Here is a 14,339-nt window from a genome sequence, read left to right on the forward strand (position 1 = left end):
ATAAAAGATTGGAAATTTAATTGTAAAGCACGTTTGTATTCAATATCAAGAACCTTGATAAGGAATAGTATCAAAAAAATCTAGCAATAAAAATTAAGCTTCCGGAGGAGGGGAAAAAACTGACAGTAATGGTGAAAGGTGAAAGGAATCATCTATCAATACAAAAGATTTGTCTTCCAGAGATGGTTCGAAAAATTTCAGATAATCAAAGACATCTAAAGTTTTTGGAAGGGTCTTTTCGTAAACCGTAAAAGAGGTAGGGTGGGAATGAGGTTCTTCTTCGTTGAGTATTATATTAGTTCTCAACAGATCCCAACCAGCAATGACAGCAATGCTTGGCAGCGCTGTAAAGTTTAGGAAAACCGTTAATACAATAATACTCCAGAATTTCATCTTACATTTATTTAGAAAAAACTAGCTCTTTCTATTCATTACCCAATCCGATTCCGTGAGGTTATAGATTTTCTGGATATCTTTCAATACTTTTTCGAAATCTATCTCTAAATCAATAATTTTTCCGGTTCTCAGATCGAACACCCAGCCGTGAACAATAGGATACTCTTCTAAAATATATCTTTCCTGTACACAAGCCATTTTAATAACATTAATACACTGTTCCACAACATTAAGCTCGACAAGCCTGTCGTAGCGCTTACCTTCATCCTGAATAGAATCAAGCTCAGCCTGATGTAACCTGTAAACATCGCGGATAGTTCTCAACCATGGATTTAATAATCCTAAATCCTGAGGAGTCATCGCTGCTTTTACACCACCACAATTGTAATGTCCACAAACAATAATGTGTTTTACTTTTAAATGCTCAACTGCATATTGAATGACAGCTGTAGAGCTCATATCCAAAGTATTAACAACATTGGCAATATTTCTGTGAACAAAAACTTCTCCAGGTTTAGCTCCCATTAATTCTTCAGCTGTGGCTCTACTGTCCGAGCATCCGATATAAAGATAATCAGGGTGCTGGGTTTTAGCTAATTCTTCAAAGAATCTGGGATCCTGCGAAATTTTGGATTCTACCCATTTTCTGTTGTTTTCGAAAATAACTTCATACGATTGAGACATAAAATAAATTTTTAAGGTTTATGATTATTTATTTCGTTTAAATTATTTTCGAATCCAATAGACTAAATCAATAATTATGCAAAAATATAATTTTTGATGAAAAGTTGATCTCTTTTAACAAAGTTTAATATTAAAATATGCTTAAAATCATAGATTAATTTAGAACTAAGCTTTTAAAATTGTGAATTGGTAATACTTCATGATAATTTAAAATACACGAAATCAATATAAAAGTACAAACAATAAATTATAAAGAAATAATTTATCAATTAAAATATTCTTAAATGGTAAGGAGACTCTCGGCAGCTGTTCTTACACTTTATTATTGATGTAACCTTCTGTAGCGTCCTGCTTGGGATATACTTTTCCAGGATTGCCCATCACAACAGAATTGGAAGGGACATCAAAATTGATGTAGGAATTAGGTGCAACTAATACATTGTCTCCAATAGTGATACCTCCTACAATTACAGCATTAGCCCCAATCCATACTTCATTTCCGATGGTTGGGATTCCTGTATTTTTTCCACGGTTTTGCTGTCCAATAGTGACCCCCTGAGCAATGTTACAGTTGATTCCAATTTTTGTTTTTGGATTGATTACCAGACTTCCCCAGTGTCCCAGATAAAAGCCTTCTCCGATCTGAGTTTCGGGATAAATCTGAAAACCATATTTTATCTGATGATGTCTCAGGATATATCTCCAAAATATTCCAAGGATGGATTTTTTTTTGTGTTTCTGAGTTTTTCTCAAAATGTATATGAAGTGAAGATTGGGATTTACACATTTTGCCCATATTTCATACCTGGAAAGCCATTTCCCATTTTCTCTGTAAAAATCCTTTTGAATGATGGTGTGTAGATCTGACATATCGTAAGTCTGTATAAGTTTAAAATTATGAATTTAATTACAAATCATCTAGAACGCTAGTTATCTTATCTACTGAATTTTCCAGATTAAATGGCATTTTATAATCATTTAATACTTCAGTGTAATTCAAAAAGGTTTCAGGCTGCAATAAAGCCTTTTTCATTCCTGAATAAATTCCTTCTTCTGAGTTTTCTATAATTAAACCCAGCTCTCCGTTATTCAACATTTCCTGTACTCCGGAGACCTCTGTCGCAATAATTTTCTTTTTTAATGTGATGGCTTCAAATAAGACTGTTGGGAATCCTTCATATCGGGAGCTTAAAATATAAAAATCAGCATTTTTGAAATAAGGATAAGGATTATCACTAAACCCCAGCATGGTAGCGGTCTTATCAATACCAAGTTCGGTCTTTAATCTTTTGATATTGTCAAAATCATAACCATCACCGATAATCAGGACTCTATGTAATAATCCTTCATTTAATAATCTCTTGTGAGCCTGCAAAAGCCTATCGAAGCCCTTTTGTGGAAAAACTGTTCCTACGGAAACAAAAGTAGGAATTGTATTTTCAAAATTATACTCTTTGACAGGTTCTTCAGATTTTGTGAGAATTTCGCCAGTATCTAAAGGATTATAAATCTTAACGATTTTTTCTTTTTCAGAATCATTTTTTGCCAGAGAATGAAAGAGCTGTTCAATTTTTTCTGAGATAACCATAATCTTGTCAAAGCCGAAGAATTTTCGAATTTCTTCGTCGGTATATCCTTTTACTTGTGACAGGTCATTATGAATCCAGACTACTTTTTTAGATGATGTGAGAGGAGAGTTTAAAATTTCATCCCGCATTCCATGGATGGCAGCAAACTCAATATCATATTTTTTATTTTTTAATTTTCCCCTATAAAGAACACCCGGGAATTTTTTCAGGAATTTTTGATAGACTACTCTTGCTATTTTTTCAGGAATATCCTGGATTCTATTGGTAGTAATCATTTCTCCTTTGTTGAGATAAATGATATTGATCCATTCCGGAACTTCGGATAGGTATTTTCCTGAATATAAATTTAAAAGCAAATCAATTTCATATTGGTCAGGAGACAGGTTTTTCAAAAAAGTAACCAATACTTTTTCAGCACCACCATGGCGAAGGGAACCGATTCGGATAAGGATCTTTTTCTTTGGCACTATTTTGTAGTTTTGAATTTTCGAGGTAAATTCAATTTCAGCCATTGATTAAGCTCTTTTCTGTTTTTTTCCAGATGAATAGGATAATCAATCGTTGTTTTCTTCAAAACATCAGCGTAATCTTCTATTTCGCAAACATATTTTGCAGGGTTACCCGCATAAACGGTGTGCCCAGGCATTGACTCCGATAGTACAGAATTGGCACCAAGAACACAATTGTTACCTATTTCAACGTTTTGTAATATGACGGAATTACTTCCTATTGCACAGTTTTCACCTACTTTTATCCATCCAAAATTTCTTACCTCTTCGTAGCCTTCCAGCTTTCTTATATTGGTGGTTGCTCCCGAATGGGTTACAAAAGTTACCCCGGAAGCAATTCTTGTATCATCACCTATTTCTACTAAAAAAGGTTCAGAGCCAAAAGAAACATTATTTCTTACCACTACATTTTTACCGAGCTTCAAGCCACTGTTCACACAGATTTTAAGATAAACAGAATGTTGGAAATCCTGAGTAAGGGTAGATATTTTGTTAAGAATTTTGTATATCATCATAGTAAAACAAAGTTAGAAATTATTTTATAAATTTGCCTTTCCAAATATTATAACACAATGAAGATCGAACATTTTTGTGAACTGCTACAACAAGAACTTAACGAAAAAACAACAATAACTCCGGACACTCATTTTAAAGAATTGGAAAGTTATGGCTCCTTATCAGCTGTGTTGGTCATGCAGTTGGTTGAAAACCGGTTTGATGTAAGCCTTAATCCCAGATCTTTCAGAAGTATAAATACAATTGACGATTTGGTTGGAGCTATTGGAAAAGAAAAATTTGACTAATTGTTTAATTTTTTTCTTAAGATATTTTTTCTGATACTGGGATAGATTTTATTTTCAGGAGTATCGATAACGATCGTGATGTATTCCTCAAAACCAAATTTGGCGTAATATTTTACGAGATGTGGACTGCTCTCCAATACGTCTATGTATAGATCGCTAGACAGACCTTCCATTTCAGAAATGATATGATTTAGTAAATATTCTGCGATCCCTTTATTTCTAAAATCATCATCTACAAAGACATATTGAATACTGTATTTATTTTCAGATTCGTTTTTGGTCTCTGGCAATGTACTTACATTATTAACGAATGCAGTTAAGTGATCTTTTGTTAAATGGATGGGGAATAATTCGCTTTTATTTTGATAATAATTTGCATTCGTAAAAATAAGCGCACAACAACCAGCAGGTTTACCATCTACTTCTACAATGTGGTATGTGTTTAACGAAAGCTCTGTGTCAAAATTTTCTTCGTCTAAAAAGAACTCATTTAAATATTCCTTTGTTGTAAGAATATCAGTGCTAAATAAATTGGTGTAGGTGTCAGATAGAGATTTCGGATTGGTTTCAATAGCCAAAATTCCTTTTATAATCAAAGGGATATCTTTCTGGGTTGCTTTTCTGACATGAATCATTATAACGTCTTTTTTAGTTCATTACGATCTATTTTACCTGAAGTATTTACCGGAAATTTTTCAAGTTTTATAATTTTTGACGGGATACAGTATTCCGGAAGGTTATCTTTTAAATGGGAGATAATTATATTCTCGTCAGCATTTATATCATTTACAAATAGAACCAGAATATCATTGCTGTTTTTATCTTTATGAATGAGCGCTGTACTGATCGCATTTTCCAGTTTTTGATTTGAAAAATATTCAATTTCAGCCAGCTCTACCCGAAAACCGTTTATTTTGGCTTGAAAATCGATTCTGCTCAGGTAAAAATAATCACCATCAGCATCTTTCATACACCAATCACCTGTTCTGTAAAATACTTCCTGATCTTTTTGGATAAAAGCTTCTTTTGTCTTTTCTTCATTCTTCCAATAGGAATTTGCAAGTAATTTGCCCGATAATAGTAATTCTCCTTCATTGGTTTCAGGATCGGAAAAACTCATCATTGAGTTCGTCATAGACTTCCCGATACTTATGATCCCATTTTTTTCTTTCACCGGCTTTTCCACTTTATAATGGGTGCAAAAAATGGTGTTTTCAGTTGGACCGTACACATTGTAGATATCTGCATTGGGGATGAAATTTTTCCAACCCTCAATTTGTTTTGTTAATAGTGCTTCGCCACAGAATAAATTAAGTCTTAAGCTTTCATTTTTTATTTCAGGATCCAGGTAAGGGATGATCAGATTTAAAATACTTGGTACCATCAGTGCTACAGTGACTTTGTTGGCTTCCAATAAATCCAGGATCTGTAAGAATTTAGTTTCTTTTTTATGAAGACCTACAACTCCCGATCCATTTAACCAGGGAATAAGATAACTCATTACCGATAGGTCGAAAGTAAGCTCAAACATCTGTAGAACGGTATCCTCAGGATTTAATTTTCCAAAGGTTGAATGAAAAGCTTCTGCAAAATAATATAAGTTTGAAAACTGAATCGGGACTCCCTTCGGATTTCCGGTACTTCCTGACGTAAAAAGTATGTAAGCGTTGGTTTTAATTGATGAATCGATCGGAGGAATCAAATCTATATCATAAACATTTTTTGTGTCAATACAATTGATCCCAAAATTTTCCTTTATGTCAACCGATGTTAAAATAAACTCTATTTCAGCTTGTTGAATAACATTCATGTTTTTGCTGAGTGGAAAATCAGGATGGATAGGAACATAAGTTTTACCATTAAACCAAACAGCAAGAATTGAAGCGTACATGTATGCATCATCTGTAAGATAAATCCCGATATTCTGAGAGTTGATATCCTGTAATTGATGTCTTATGTCATTTGAAAGGTCTAAGATTTCTTTATAAGTGTAATTTTTATCCTCAATACTAAAACAGGTTTTTGTACTGTTTTGGAGAAAAGATTGGTATAAATTTTCAATAAAGGAATTCATTTATTCGGATTTGTGTTGTATTCTGAAATTAATGGTAATTATGGGGTATGCATTTTATTTTGAAAAACACCTTCAATAATATTTTCTACACCTTTAAAAATTTTCTCATTATCAAATTGTTTTTCAATGTCTTTTAGATTGTGCTGAATATGTTGAATCAAATCTTTATTCGTTAAAAACTCCTGAATGCCATTATATAAACCCTCTTCAGAATAATCCGTTAAATAACCGGACTCTTTATGGGTGATCATTTCTGGAACACCTCCAACATTGGTTGCTAATATAGGCTTTTGAAGAATTAGGGTCTCTGCAATAATCAGAGGCCAGCCTTCACTTTCTGAGGGCATGATATAGAAATCTGCATTCGCAACGTATGGATACGGATTCATCTGAGTACCCAAAAGCTTGAACGAATCCTGCACTTTTAATTCTTCAATTCTTTTGGAAAGAAGATTATAGTCTTCTCCATCACCAATAATGATGATCTGATGATTAAACCCATTATCAATCAGTTTTTTGTGAACCTCCAGTAAGGTCCTGTATCCTTTTCTGTAGTGTAATCGTCCAACAGATACAAATGTAGGGATGGTGTTGAATTCAGGTTTGAATGCCTTAGCCTTTTCTTTTAATTCTTTTATTGGAATCGCATTTAAGATGACTTCTCCAGGTGGAAGCTTAAGATCCGGAAATTTTTCGCTAAGTACATCTTTGCATTGTTGTGAACCATAAATAATATAATCAAACTGCTGCATGTTTTTGAATATTTCTTCCCGATACGGGGCAAAACCTTCTAATGATAAATCAGAATGCAGCCAGGCTATTTTTTTTGATTTTTTATTGGTCGATCTTAAAACGGTTTTGTAAACTGCATAGGTCGTTGCAATTTCTACATCAAATTCATCTTTCAGAATGCGGTCTGTAATTTTTGGATTTTTATCAACCTTATCTAATTTTATTTTTCTTTTCGCAAGTTGAATTTTTTGAATAACAGGGTTTTTAGAAAAATCTTCTTTCCCATCAGCAATATATACCTTTCTAATATCATCAGGAAACTCATTTCGGAGTTCTCCCTGGTTAAGATTAAGACATATAGTTAATTCAAATTTATCTTTGTTGAGGTGGTTGAGCATACTTAATACGACTTTTTCCACACCCCCCATTTCCATAGAACGGTGTCTGAAAAGAACCTTTATTTTTTTTTGATGCTTCATTTTTGTTTGAATATTTTTAAAAGTACTTAATTTTTTTTCTTTTGTGTTCAATATATGAATCTATTATTTTGCCTGAAAAAAAGTTAATATTTTGACTTTCAATCTATAAGCTTTTTCTGTTTGGTAGTCAAGTAATTTGAAGATCTCCTCGGCATTATGATAGTTTTCAGGAACTGCTTTTTTATTAATAACTCTGATATTTCTTCTTTTGAACGTTTTGAAGATAACTTTTGCAAAAGACTCCTTAGCTTTTCCCTTAGATGTTGCCTGAGAGACACCGTTGGGATGAAGCCGATATTTATAAAGATCTTTGGGAATAAACAGAGCATCACCAAAATCAAGTATTTTTAGATAAAGGTCCTGGTCAACAGCACTTTTTAGAAGAGGATCTATACCTTCTCCTTTCAAATATATTTCTTTTCTAAATGCTACAAAATGGGCAATTTGAATAGGGTAGTTAAAGAAAAGAGGGTCATTATTGAGAACCTGTTTTGCTGCTTTAAAAGGATAAAGTGGGTTTAAATTCTCATCACACGCCATAAACCTCGAATAGGTAAGGACTACATTTTTTTTATGTTTAAAGGCTTCTACGGAATCTTCAATTGCTGTTGGAAAAATAGCGTCATCAGGATCTACAAATCCACAAATATCTCCATTCGCTAGCTCTACGCATTTTCTTTTTGTATATCCTACACCTTTATTTTCTTCGTTTTCATAGAAAATAAATCTGCTGTCATCGGCTATTAATGACTTTACCTTTGCTTTTTCAGTGTCATTTGAATAGTCATCCACAATAATTGCCTCCCAATCGGTGTACGTTTGTTTCTGAAGACTCTCAAAACAATCTTTAAAGTAATCACCATTATTATAATGGGCTATAAGAACTGAAAATTTCATTTTAATAAGATTTGAAAATTAATTCCTGTTTATTCATAACGGTTGTATTGGCAGGAATGTCTTTATAAACAATGCATCCTGCACCAATAATACAATTGTCACCAATGGTAACGCCTTTCAGGACAGTAACATTGCTGCCTAACCAACAATTTTTTCCAATTTTTATAGGTGCTTTGGTAAACTCGTTGTGGAAAATTTTAAAATCAGGAGAACTTTGATGGGCATGGTTGTGGTCATATAATTTTACATTTTCACCAAACAATGTATTTTCACCAATAGATATGTGATCCAAACAATTTATAGAACAAAAATTATTCATGAAGACATTATCGCCTATTTCCAGGGTTGCTCCATCCTGAACCAGAATATGAATGTAGTTTCGAAAACGGATGCCTTTTCCTAAGATGATTTTTTTAATGTTCTTATAGATGACAAAATGGTTGTTAATACCTAGTTTGATTTCCCCCAAAGAAATTAGAGGGTGCTTATGGAGGATAGAGATTTGTTTTTTTCTCTGAAAAGTTTCAAAAAGTTGGGAAAGCATATTTTTAATCATCATTGTTTGTGTTCACACAAAATTATTGGCAAAAATTTTGCAAGTACCATAAACTAAATTTAATCATTTAAATACAAAAAATGATTTTAGTTTAAACAAATGTAGCTAAAAAAAAATATATTTTTGCAGTAAAATAAACACGATGGGTGAATTAGAAAGAGTTTTTAAAACGTTTATAGCATACCTTAAAAGACCTGATCTTTATCCTGAACTGGGAAGAAAAATCTTGAAAAATACGGTCAATAGAAACAACGCCTTTAAAGGAAAGGAAAAAACAAATATCTGGGCGCAATCTAAAGCAGTTTCACAGAAAGAGGCCATATCCAGGCTTTTTGGAGTAGATGCATCTTTATTCAAAATCGAATATAAAGATGTTTTGGATAACGCCGCACAAAAAGAAAAAGAGTGTCCCATCAAAATGGGTGGTCCCGGAGCATTAGAGCTTATTTATTATGCATGCGAGTTCTCCGGAGCAAAGAATGTGATAGAAACGGGTGTTGCATACGGATGGTCTTCTTTAGCATCTTTATTATCTCTAACAAAGAGAGAAGGGACTTTATATAGTTCGGATATGCCTTATCTCGGCCAAAATGGAGATCAGTATGTAGGATATGTAGTTCCGGAAGAACTAAAAAAGAACTGGAAACTCTTTCGTTTCGCTGACAAAGAATCTTTGCCTAAAATCTTCGTTGAAAATAAGATTTTTGATGTTGTTCATTATGACTCGGACAAAAGCTATGACGGTATGTTCTGGGCGTATAATGAATTATATGCTCATTTAAAAAAAGGAGGTGTATTTATCAGTGATGATATTGGTGATAATTCTGCTTATCAGGATTTTTGCGAAAAGAACGCTATTGAAAGTACCATTATTGAGATTGATGAGAAATATGTCGGTGTTTTTGTAAAGTAAAATACTTATCATTAAGAGCCTATAGCAGGTACTTCCTAAAATTAATATTGTACAACCCGGATTGAATACTGCGGTAATCCGTAAACAGGTATTTGGTTATTAATCCCCATTTCTTAGGGACAGAAGCTTCAGCTATTTGATAGCTGCGGAGTGTTCTTTCGATGTGTACTTTTATGTTGTGGGGAATTGATTTTTCATTTTTTGCCCAATTATTCACCTCATTCCAAAGGAGGATTCTCGTAGAAGAGGGTTTTATTTTCCCAATGTCTACTTGAGTAATTCTGTTATTTTCGTGAACTCCTCTGATTGCAATGGCTTGATCAAGTGTTCCTGAGTAAAGACGAAGGTAATAAGATAATCTGAAAATAAATTCCGTGTCCTGGTGAAGTCTTAGATCCGTTTTGAAAAAGTGACCGACTTTAGCTAAGGCGCTTTTTCTTATGGTTAGTCCGTCAAGGCTAAAAAGGCCAAAACTTCCTCTCATGTTAAGAAGTCCGGGAAAGACATCTTCCGGAGAGTGTTTTTGATATACAGTCGTTAGCCGGTCTTCAAAGACTTTATAATATTGCTCTTTTGCTTTTTGCGAATAGTAGTGTACGCCAATGGCTCCATATACTCCTTCGACATCAGGGTTCTGAAAAAGTTCCTTTTCAGCATCAAAACGATTAGGCAGATAATAATCGTCTGCATCTAAAAATGAAATGAAATCTCCGGATGCTTTTTGAATTCCCAAATTTCTGGAAGCTCCGGCACCATGATTTTGCTTATCAGGGTGTTGGTAAAGTTTTACTCTGTCATACTTTTTAGTTAAGCTTTCACAGACCAGCAATGCATTATCAGGAGATTTATCCTCTACAAGAATTATCTCCAGCACTTCATCAAATTGAAGGGCTGATTCTACAGCTTGAGAAATATAATTCTCTGCATTATAAACTGGAATGATGACAGATATTTTCATTGTTATCAATTAATTAGTCGGATAAAACGGTAAGGTACAAAGATACAAGATTATGAAATTAATGAGTACCTGAAGTTGATATTATATAATCCAGATTTTATGCTTTTGTAATCTGTAAATAAATATTTTATGATCATGGCCCATTTTTTTAATGTAGGTGCATTGGCGATCTCAAAACTACGCTGCATTCTTTTGATATGGGTTTTGACATTTTCAGGAATGGTCTTCTCATTTTTTGCCCAATTATAGGCTTCATTCCAGAGGATAACTCTTGAAATGGAAGGTTTCATCTTATTAGAATCTACTTTGGTAATTCTATTGCTCTCATGTACTCCCCGCATAGCAATTGCTTCGTCAATGATCCCCGGGTACAAATCAAGATAATAGGACAGCCGAAATAAAAACTCTGTGTCTTCATGGAGTTTCATTGGTTTGAATAATGGATCTACCTTCCTCATCAGTGATGCTCTCCTTACAGTTAATCCATCCAGGCTAAAAAGCCCAAAGCTGCCCAGCATGTGAATTAATCCTGGAAAAACCTCTTTAGGCTCGTGTTTTTTATATACGGTAGTAAGTGAGTCTTTAAACAAACTATAATATTGTTCTTTTGCCTTTTCAGAATAATAATGTACACCGAGAGCCCCGTAAACTCCTTCGACTTTCGGATTATTGAAAAGCTGTCTTTCGGCATCAAAACGATTGGACAGATAATAGTCATCCGCATCTAAAAAAGCAATGAAATCTCCCGTAGATTTCTCTATTCCAAGATTTCGGCTTGGACCGGCACCATGATTTTCTTTATCTGGATGCTGATACAGTTTTACCCGATCATAGTGTGCAGATAATTTTTGACAAACCTGCAGGGATTGATCCGGTGACTTATCTTCAATCAGAATCACCTCAAATACTTCATCTTGCCTCAAGGCAGATTCTACAGCCTCTGAGACATAGTTTTCAGCGTTATAAACAGGAATGACTACTGAGATTTTCATTTCATCTATTTTTGATAGTTAAATCGATATTGTGTTTTTAATATGTTAGGATTTTTAATTGCCTCAATAAAGATATTATAATATTTTGTTACTCCGGTTTTCTGGGATAAATCGAAGGATTTGTATCTTAAATAGATCTTTTCTTTATATTCAGAAGCGATCTTTAGCTGATTTGCCCAATCATTCAAAGATTTCCAGAACAGAAGCTGCCTCTGGTTGTATTGAGGAGAATATTTTATAATTTTAGTAATCCTGTTATCATCATGTATTCCCCGTATCGCTACAGCCTGATCGATAATGCCTGACTTCAGATGACAGAGATAAGCTAATTTAATAATAAAGTCTGAATCCTGATGGACCCGAAGAATTTCATTGAATTGCAAATGATTTTTTTCAATAGAAGCTCTTCTTATAGTTAATGCGTTAAGGTGAAAAAATGTGCCAAAAGTTTTGGCTGTCAGTCCTAAAAGTCCTTTGAAAACCTCTTCACCTTCAGCAGGATAGTTCACTGTGGTAAGGTGCGTATCATTAAATTTGGATTGAAACTCCTGCTTTCCTTTTTCAGTTAAATACTCTATACCAATCGCCCCAAAAATACCTTCGATTGTAGGGCCATTAAATATTTCTTTTTCAGCATCAAAACGATTCGGTAAATAATAATCATCGGCATCTAAAAATGCAATAAAATTTCCGGTTGATTTTGTAATTCCCAGATTTCTCGAAGCTGCAGCGCCATGATTTTCTTTATCCGGATGCTGGAAAAGGATAATTTTTAAATTTTGAGAGGCTAATCTTTGACAGATTTCAAGTGAATGATCGGTTGATTTATCTTCCACTAAAATAACCTCTTTAACTTCTTCAAACTGTAATGCTGACTGCACTGATTTTTCTAAAAACTCAGCAGCATTATATACCGGAATAATAACAGAGATTTCAAGCATTAGAGTACAGATTGATTGTTATGCGCCCAAAGAGCAAGTTGCAACAAATTCCAATGTTTATTATCCTTATTCAGAAATTTTTGGGTGTTGTTAAAATCAATATAATTGAAGACTTTTTGGTTAGGGTCTTTAAGCAGATCATTGGAAAGACTCATCATCGTATCTTCTTCAAACCAGGTTTTAACGCTCATCCCAAATCCTTGCTTATGACGGTTTCTAATTGTTTCAGTCCAATATGCTCCCATCGTTTCGCGAAGTATAATTTTATCATTGTCATTCTCCAGTTTTAGCTGTTCGGGTAATTGTATACAAAATTCTGCAAAATCGATATCGAGAAATGGAGTTCTTACCTCCAGTGAATTCGCCATTGCCATCCTGTCCGATTTCATCATCATATCTCCCGGAACATAGTTTTCCATATCCACTCTCATAATGTCGTTCAATGAGTTAGGATCGGGTGTGAAACTGTAAGGTTGCTGATAATCCACCAGAATTCCTAGCAAGCTTTTTTCTTTTTTATTAAATGCAGTTCTTACAGAATTCTGATGAAAGTCGAGAATGGAAGAATACTGCAAATTCTTTTGGGTAACAAATGACGTTTCCCTAAACTTTTGATAAAGCTTTAATCCAAATTGAGCGATCATGTTTTTATAGCTAAAATGATTACGCAATTGATTTTCGACCTTATAAAAATGATAACCGCCAAATAACTCGTCACCTACATCTCCTGAAAGCACCACTGTAAGGCTTTTTTTTGCATTTCTACAAATTTCATAGTGTGGGATATAGGATATATTTTCAAAAGGCTCATCCAAGAACGGAGAGACTTTTAGAAGTGAAGCAGCGATATCCTGTTTTTTCTCGTGAACTTCAATATGATTAGTTTGGTATTTCTCAGCAATTTCCTTTGCGTATTTGAGTTCACTATCTTTATGATCATACCCGAAACTGATTGTAGTTTGTTTAGGCAAGAACTCATTTACTAATGCAACAATAGAAGAAGAGTCCAGTCCACCACTTAAGAAACTGCCGACTTCTACATCTGCAATAAGCTGTTTTTTAACAGCGTTTTTTAGAAGGTACAAAAACTCTTCCTTTGCATCTGATAAGCTTATGTGCCTATCTTTTGAGGGTAAACTGTAATAACGGGAAACTTCATGTCTGCCATTTTTCCAGATTAATTGATGCGCGGGAGGAAGTGTAAAAATATTGCTGTAAATGCTCTGATAGGTGTTCACATATCCATATTGCAGATAATGGGATAAAGCTTCGGAATTTACCTTTGGATGAATTAAACCTGAAGCAAGAATGGCTTTAATTTCTGAAGCAAAGATAAATTCACCATTATCTCCAATGGCATAAAAGAACGGTTTTTCTCCAAAACGATCTCTGGCACAGAATAATTGTTGTTTTTCATCGTCCCAAATAGCGAAAGCAAACATTCCAGGTAGATCATGAATCAGATGTTCCTGTTTTCTTTGATACATCGCCAAAATTACTTCTGTATCGGAGCTTCCATGATAGGGATATTCGGGATGCTTTTTTTTAATATCCAAGTATCCATAAATTTCACCGTTCAGTACAATACATTCATTTTTATTATTTGAAAACATGGGTTGTTTCCCATTTTCTGAAAGGTCTATAATTGAAAGCCTGCGATGCCCTAAAGCTACTTTTTCATAAAATTCATGATCTGAAGAATCCGGACCGCGATGTACTAAAGCATCAGTCATTTTTTTGATTTCACTGGCATAATTTCTAGCGTTTTGAGCTACTATTCCGGCTATTCCGCACATACTATTCTTTTTATTATTAA

At 34.0% G+C, this 14,339-nt stretch carries 16 protein-coding genes; 2 read left to right on the top strand and 14 right to left on the bottom strand.

Annotated features, from left to right (window positions below):
• Positions 1 to 93: 93 nt before the first annotated feature.
• From CEY12_RS16035 to CEY12_RS16055, 5 genes are all read right to left on the bottom strand, one after another.
• Entirely contained in the window at positions 94 to 393 is a 300-nt protein-coding gene (locus CEY12_RS16035; RefSeq protein WP_089028650.1) for a hypothetical protein, read from the bottom strand.
• Positions 394 to 414: 21 nt separating this feature from the next.
• Positions 415 to 1,080, bottom strand: coding sequence for a carbonic anhydrase (locus tag CEY12_RS16040; RefSeq protein WP_089028651.1), 666 nt, complete (start codon positions 1,078 to 1,080; stop codon positions 415 to 417).
• 312 nt (positions 1,081 to 1,392) lie between these two features.
• Complete coding sequence (locus CEY12_RS16045) at positions 1,393 to 1,950, bottom strand: serine acetyltransferase (protein WP_089028652.1); 558 nt, start codon at positions 1,948 to 1,950, stop codon at positions 1,393 to 1,395.
• Positions 1,951 to 1,987: 37 nt separating this feature from the next.
• Positions 1,988 to 3,181, bottom strand: a complete 1,194-nt coding sequence (locus CEY12_RS16050) for a glycosyltransferase (RefSeq protein ID WP_089028653.1) — start codon at positions 3,179 to 3,181, stop codon at positions 1,988 to 1,990.
• The gene (locus tag CEY12_RS16055; RefSeq protein WP_089028654.1) at positions 3,136 to 3,693 is read right to left on the bottom strand and encodes an acyltransferase; all 558 of its coding nucleotides are present in this window, start codon (positions 3,691 to 3,693) and stop codon (positions 3,136 to 3,138) included. Before CEY12_RS16055 ends, CEY12_RS16050 begins: the two co-directional genes overlap by 46 nt.
• A 57-nt stretch (positions 3,694 to 3,750) precedes the next feature.
• Here CEY12_RS16055 and CEY12_RS16060 point away from each other — a divergent pair, with 57 nt between their 5' ends.
• Positions 3,751 to 3,981, top strand: coding sequence for an acyl carrier protein (locus tag CEY12_RS16060; protein WP_089028655.1), 231 nt, complete (start codon positions 3,751 to 3,753; stop codon positions 3,979 to 3,981).
• Here CEY12_RS16060 and CEY12_RS16065 read toward each other — a convergent pair.
• From CEY12_RS16065 to CEY12_RS16085, 5 genes are all read right to left on the bottom strand, one after another.
• Positions 3,978 to 4,616 carry a GNAT family N-acetyltransferase gene (locus CEY12_RS16065; RefSeq protein ID WP_089028656.1) on the bottom strand — a complete coding sequence of 213 codons (639 nt, stop codon included), beginning with the start codon at positions 4,614 to 4,616 and terminating at the stop codon, positions 3,978 to 3,980. The two genes, CEY12_RS16060 and CEY12_RS16065, sit on opposite strands and share 4 nt — an antisense overlap.
• The gene (locus CEY12_RS16070) at positions 4,616 to 6,055 is read right to left on the bottom strand and encodes an AMP-binding protein (RefSeq protein WP_089028657.1); all 1,440 of its coding nucleotides are present in this window, start codon (positions 6,053 to 6,055) and stop codon (positions 4,616 to 4,618) included. The genes CEY12_RS16065 and CEY12_RS16070 overlap by 1 nt, the downstream gene beginning before the upstream one ends.
• A gap of 38 nt (positions 6,056 to 6,093) precedes the next feature.
• Entirely contained in the window at positions 6,094 to 7,266 is a 1,173-nt protein-coding gene (locus CEY12_RS16075) for a glycosyltransferase (RefSeq protein WP_089029900.1), read from the bottom strand.
• Positions 7,267 to 7,329: 63 nt separating this feature from the next.
• Positions 7,330 to 8,163, bottom strand: a complete 834-nt coding sequence (locus CEY12_RS16080) for a glycosyltransferase family 2 protein (RefSeq protein ID WP_089028658.1) — start codon at positions 8,161 to 8,163, stop codon at positions 7,330 to 7,332.
• Between the two features lies 1 nt (position 8,164).
• Positions 8,165 to 8,722, bottom strand: coding sequence for an acyltransferase (locus CEY12_RS16085; RefSeq protein WP_228409713.1), 558 nt, complete (start codon positions 8,720 to 8,722; stop codon positions 8,165 to 8,167).
• A 139-nt stretch (positions 8,723 to 8,861) separates the two neighbouring features.
• On the opposite strand from CEY12_RS16085, the gene CEY12_RS16090 reads away from it, so the two are divergent.
• Positions 8,862 to 9,632 (top strand): class I SAM-dependent methyltransferase, encoded by a 771-nt coding sequence (locus tag CEY12_RS16090; RefSeq protein ID WP_089028659.1) that lies wholly within the window; start codon positions 8,862 to 8,864, stop codon positions 9,630 to 9,632.
• A gap of 19 nt (positions 9,633 to 9,651) precedes the next feature.
• Here the strand turns inward: CEY12_RS16090 and CEY12_RS16095 are convergent, their stop codons facing one another.
• The 4 genes from CEY12_RS16095 to asnB are packed head-to-tail and all read right to left on the bottom strand — an operon-like array spanning position 9,652 to position 14,319.
• Complete coding sequence (locus CEY12_RS16095; RefSeq protein ID WP_089028660.1) at positions 9,652 to 10,590, bottom strand: glycosyltransferase family 2 protein; 939 nt, start codon at positions 10,588 to 10,590, stop codon at positions 9,652 to 9,654.
• A gap of 50 nt (positions 10,591 to 10,640) precedes the next feature.
• The gene (locus tag CEY12_RS16100; RefSeq protein ID WP_089028661.1) at positions 10,641 to 11,582 is read right to left on the bottom strand and encodes a glycosyltransferase family 2 protein; all 942 of its coding nucleotides are present in this window, start codon (positions 11,580 to 11,582) and stop codon (positions 10,641 to 10,643) included.
• A 5-nt stretch (positions 11,583 to 11,587) separates the two neighbouring features.
• A complete protein-coding gene (locus CEY12_RS16105; RefSeq protein ID WP_089028662.1) occupies positions 11,588 to 12,523 on the bottom strand; it encodes a glycosyltransferase family 2 protein in 936 nt (311 codons plus the stop codon).
• The gene (gene asnB, locus CEY12_RS16110; protein WP_089028663.1) at positions 12,523 to 14,319 is read right to left on the bottom strand and encodes an asparagine synthase (glutamine-hydrolyzing); all 1,797 of its coding nucleotides are present in this window, start codon (positions 14,317 to 14,319) and stop codon (positions 12,523 to 12,525) included. Before asnB ends, CEY12_RS16105 begins: the two co-directional genes overlap by 1 nt.
• Between the last annotated feature and the right edge of the window lie 20 nt (positions 14,320 to 14,339).

The organism is Chryseobacterium sp. T16E-39 (assembly GCF_002216065.1).
Lineage (GTDB): Bacteria > Bacteroidota > Bacteroidia > Flavobacteriales > Weeksellaceae > Chryseobacterium.

Bases quoted from the DNA above. Each gene is read 5' to 3' on its own strand.
- CEY12_RS16035 (WP_089028650.1), bottom strand. From the start codon at position 393: ATGAAATTCTGGAGTATTATTGTATTAACGGTTTTCCTAAACTTTACA.
- CEY12_RS16040 (WP_089028651.1), bottom strand. From the start codon at position 1,080: ATGTCTCAATCGTATGAAGTTATTTTCGAAAACAACAGAAAATGGGTA.
- CEY12_RS16045 (WP_089028652.1), bottom strand. From the start codon at position 1,950: ATGTCAGATCTACACACCATCATTCAAAAGGATTTTTACAGAGAAAAT.
- CEY12_RS16050 (WP_089028653.1), bottom strand. From the start codon at position 3,181: ATGGCTGAAATTGAATTTACCTCGAAAATTCAAAACTACAAAATAGTG.
- CEY12_RS16055 (WP_089028654.1), bottom strand. From the start codon at position 3,693: ATGATGATATACAAAATTCTTAACAAAATATCTACCCTTACTCAGGAT.
- CEY12_RS16060 (WP_089028655.1), top strand. From the start codon at position 3,751: ATGAAGATCGAACATTTTTGTGAACTGCTACAACAAGAACTTAACGAA.
- CEY12_RS16065 (WP_089028656.1), bottom strand. From the start codon at position 4,616: ATGATTCATGTCAGAAAAGCAACCCAGAAAGATATCCCTTTGATTATA.
- CEY12_RS16070 (WP_089028657.1), bottom strand. From the start codon at position 6,055: ATGAATTCCTTTATTGAAAATTTATACCAATCTTTTCTCCAAAACAGT.
- CEY12_RS16075 (WP_089029900.1), bottom strand. From the start codon at position 7,266: ATGAAGCATCAAAAAAAAATAAAGGTTCTTTTCAGACACCGTTCTATG.
- CEY12_RS16080 (WP_089028658.1), bottom strand. From the start codon at position 8,163: ATGAAATTTTCAGTTCTTATAGCCCATTATAATAATGGTGATTACTTT.
- CEY12_RS16085 (WP_228409713.1), bottom strand. From the start codon at position 8,722: ATGATGATTAAAAATATGCTTTCCCAACTTTTTGAAACTTTTCAGAGA.
- CEY12_RS16090 (WP_089028659.1), top strand. From the start codon at position 8,862: ATGGGTGAATTAGAAAGAGTTTTTAAAACGTTTATAGCATACCTTAAA.
- CEY12_RS16095 (WP_089028660.1), bottom strand. From the start codon at position 10,590: ATGAAAATATCTGTCATCATTCCAGTTTATAATGCAGAGAATTATATT.
- CEY12_RS16100 (WP_089028661.1), bottom strand. From the start codon at position 11,582: ATGAAAATCTCAGTAGTCATTCCTGTTTATAACGCTGAAAACTATGTC.
- CEY12_RS16105 (WP_089028662.1), bottom strand. From the start codon at position 12,523: ATGCTTGAAATCTCTGTTATTATTCCGGTATATAATGCTGCTGAGTTT.
- asnB (WP_089028663.1), bottom strand. From the start codon at position 14,319: ATGTGCGGAATAGCCGGAATAGTAGCTCAAAACGCTAGAAATTATGCC.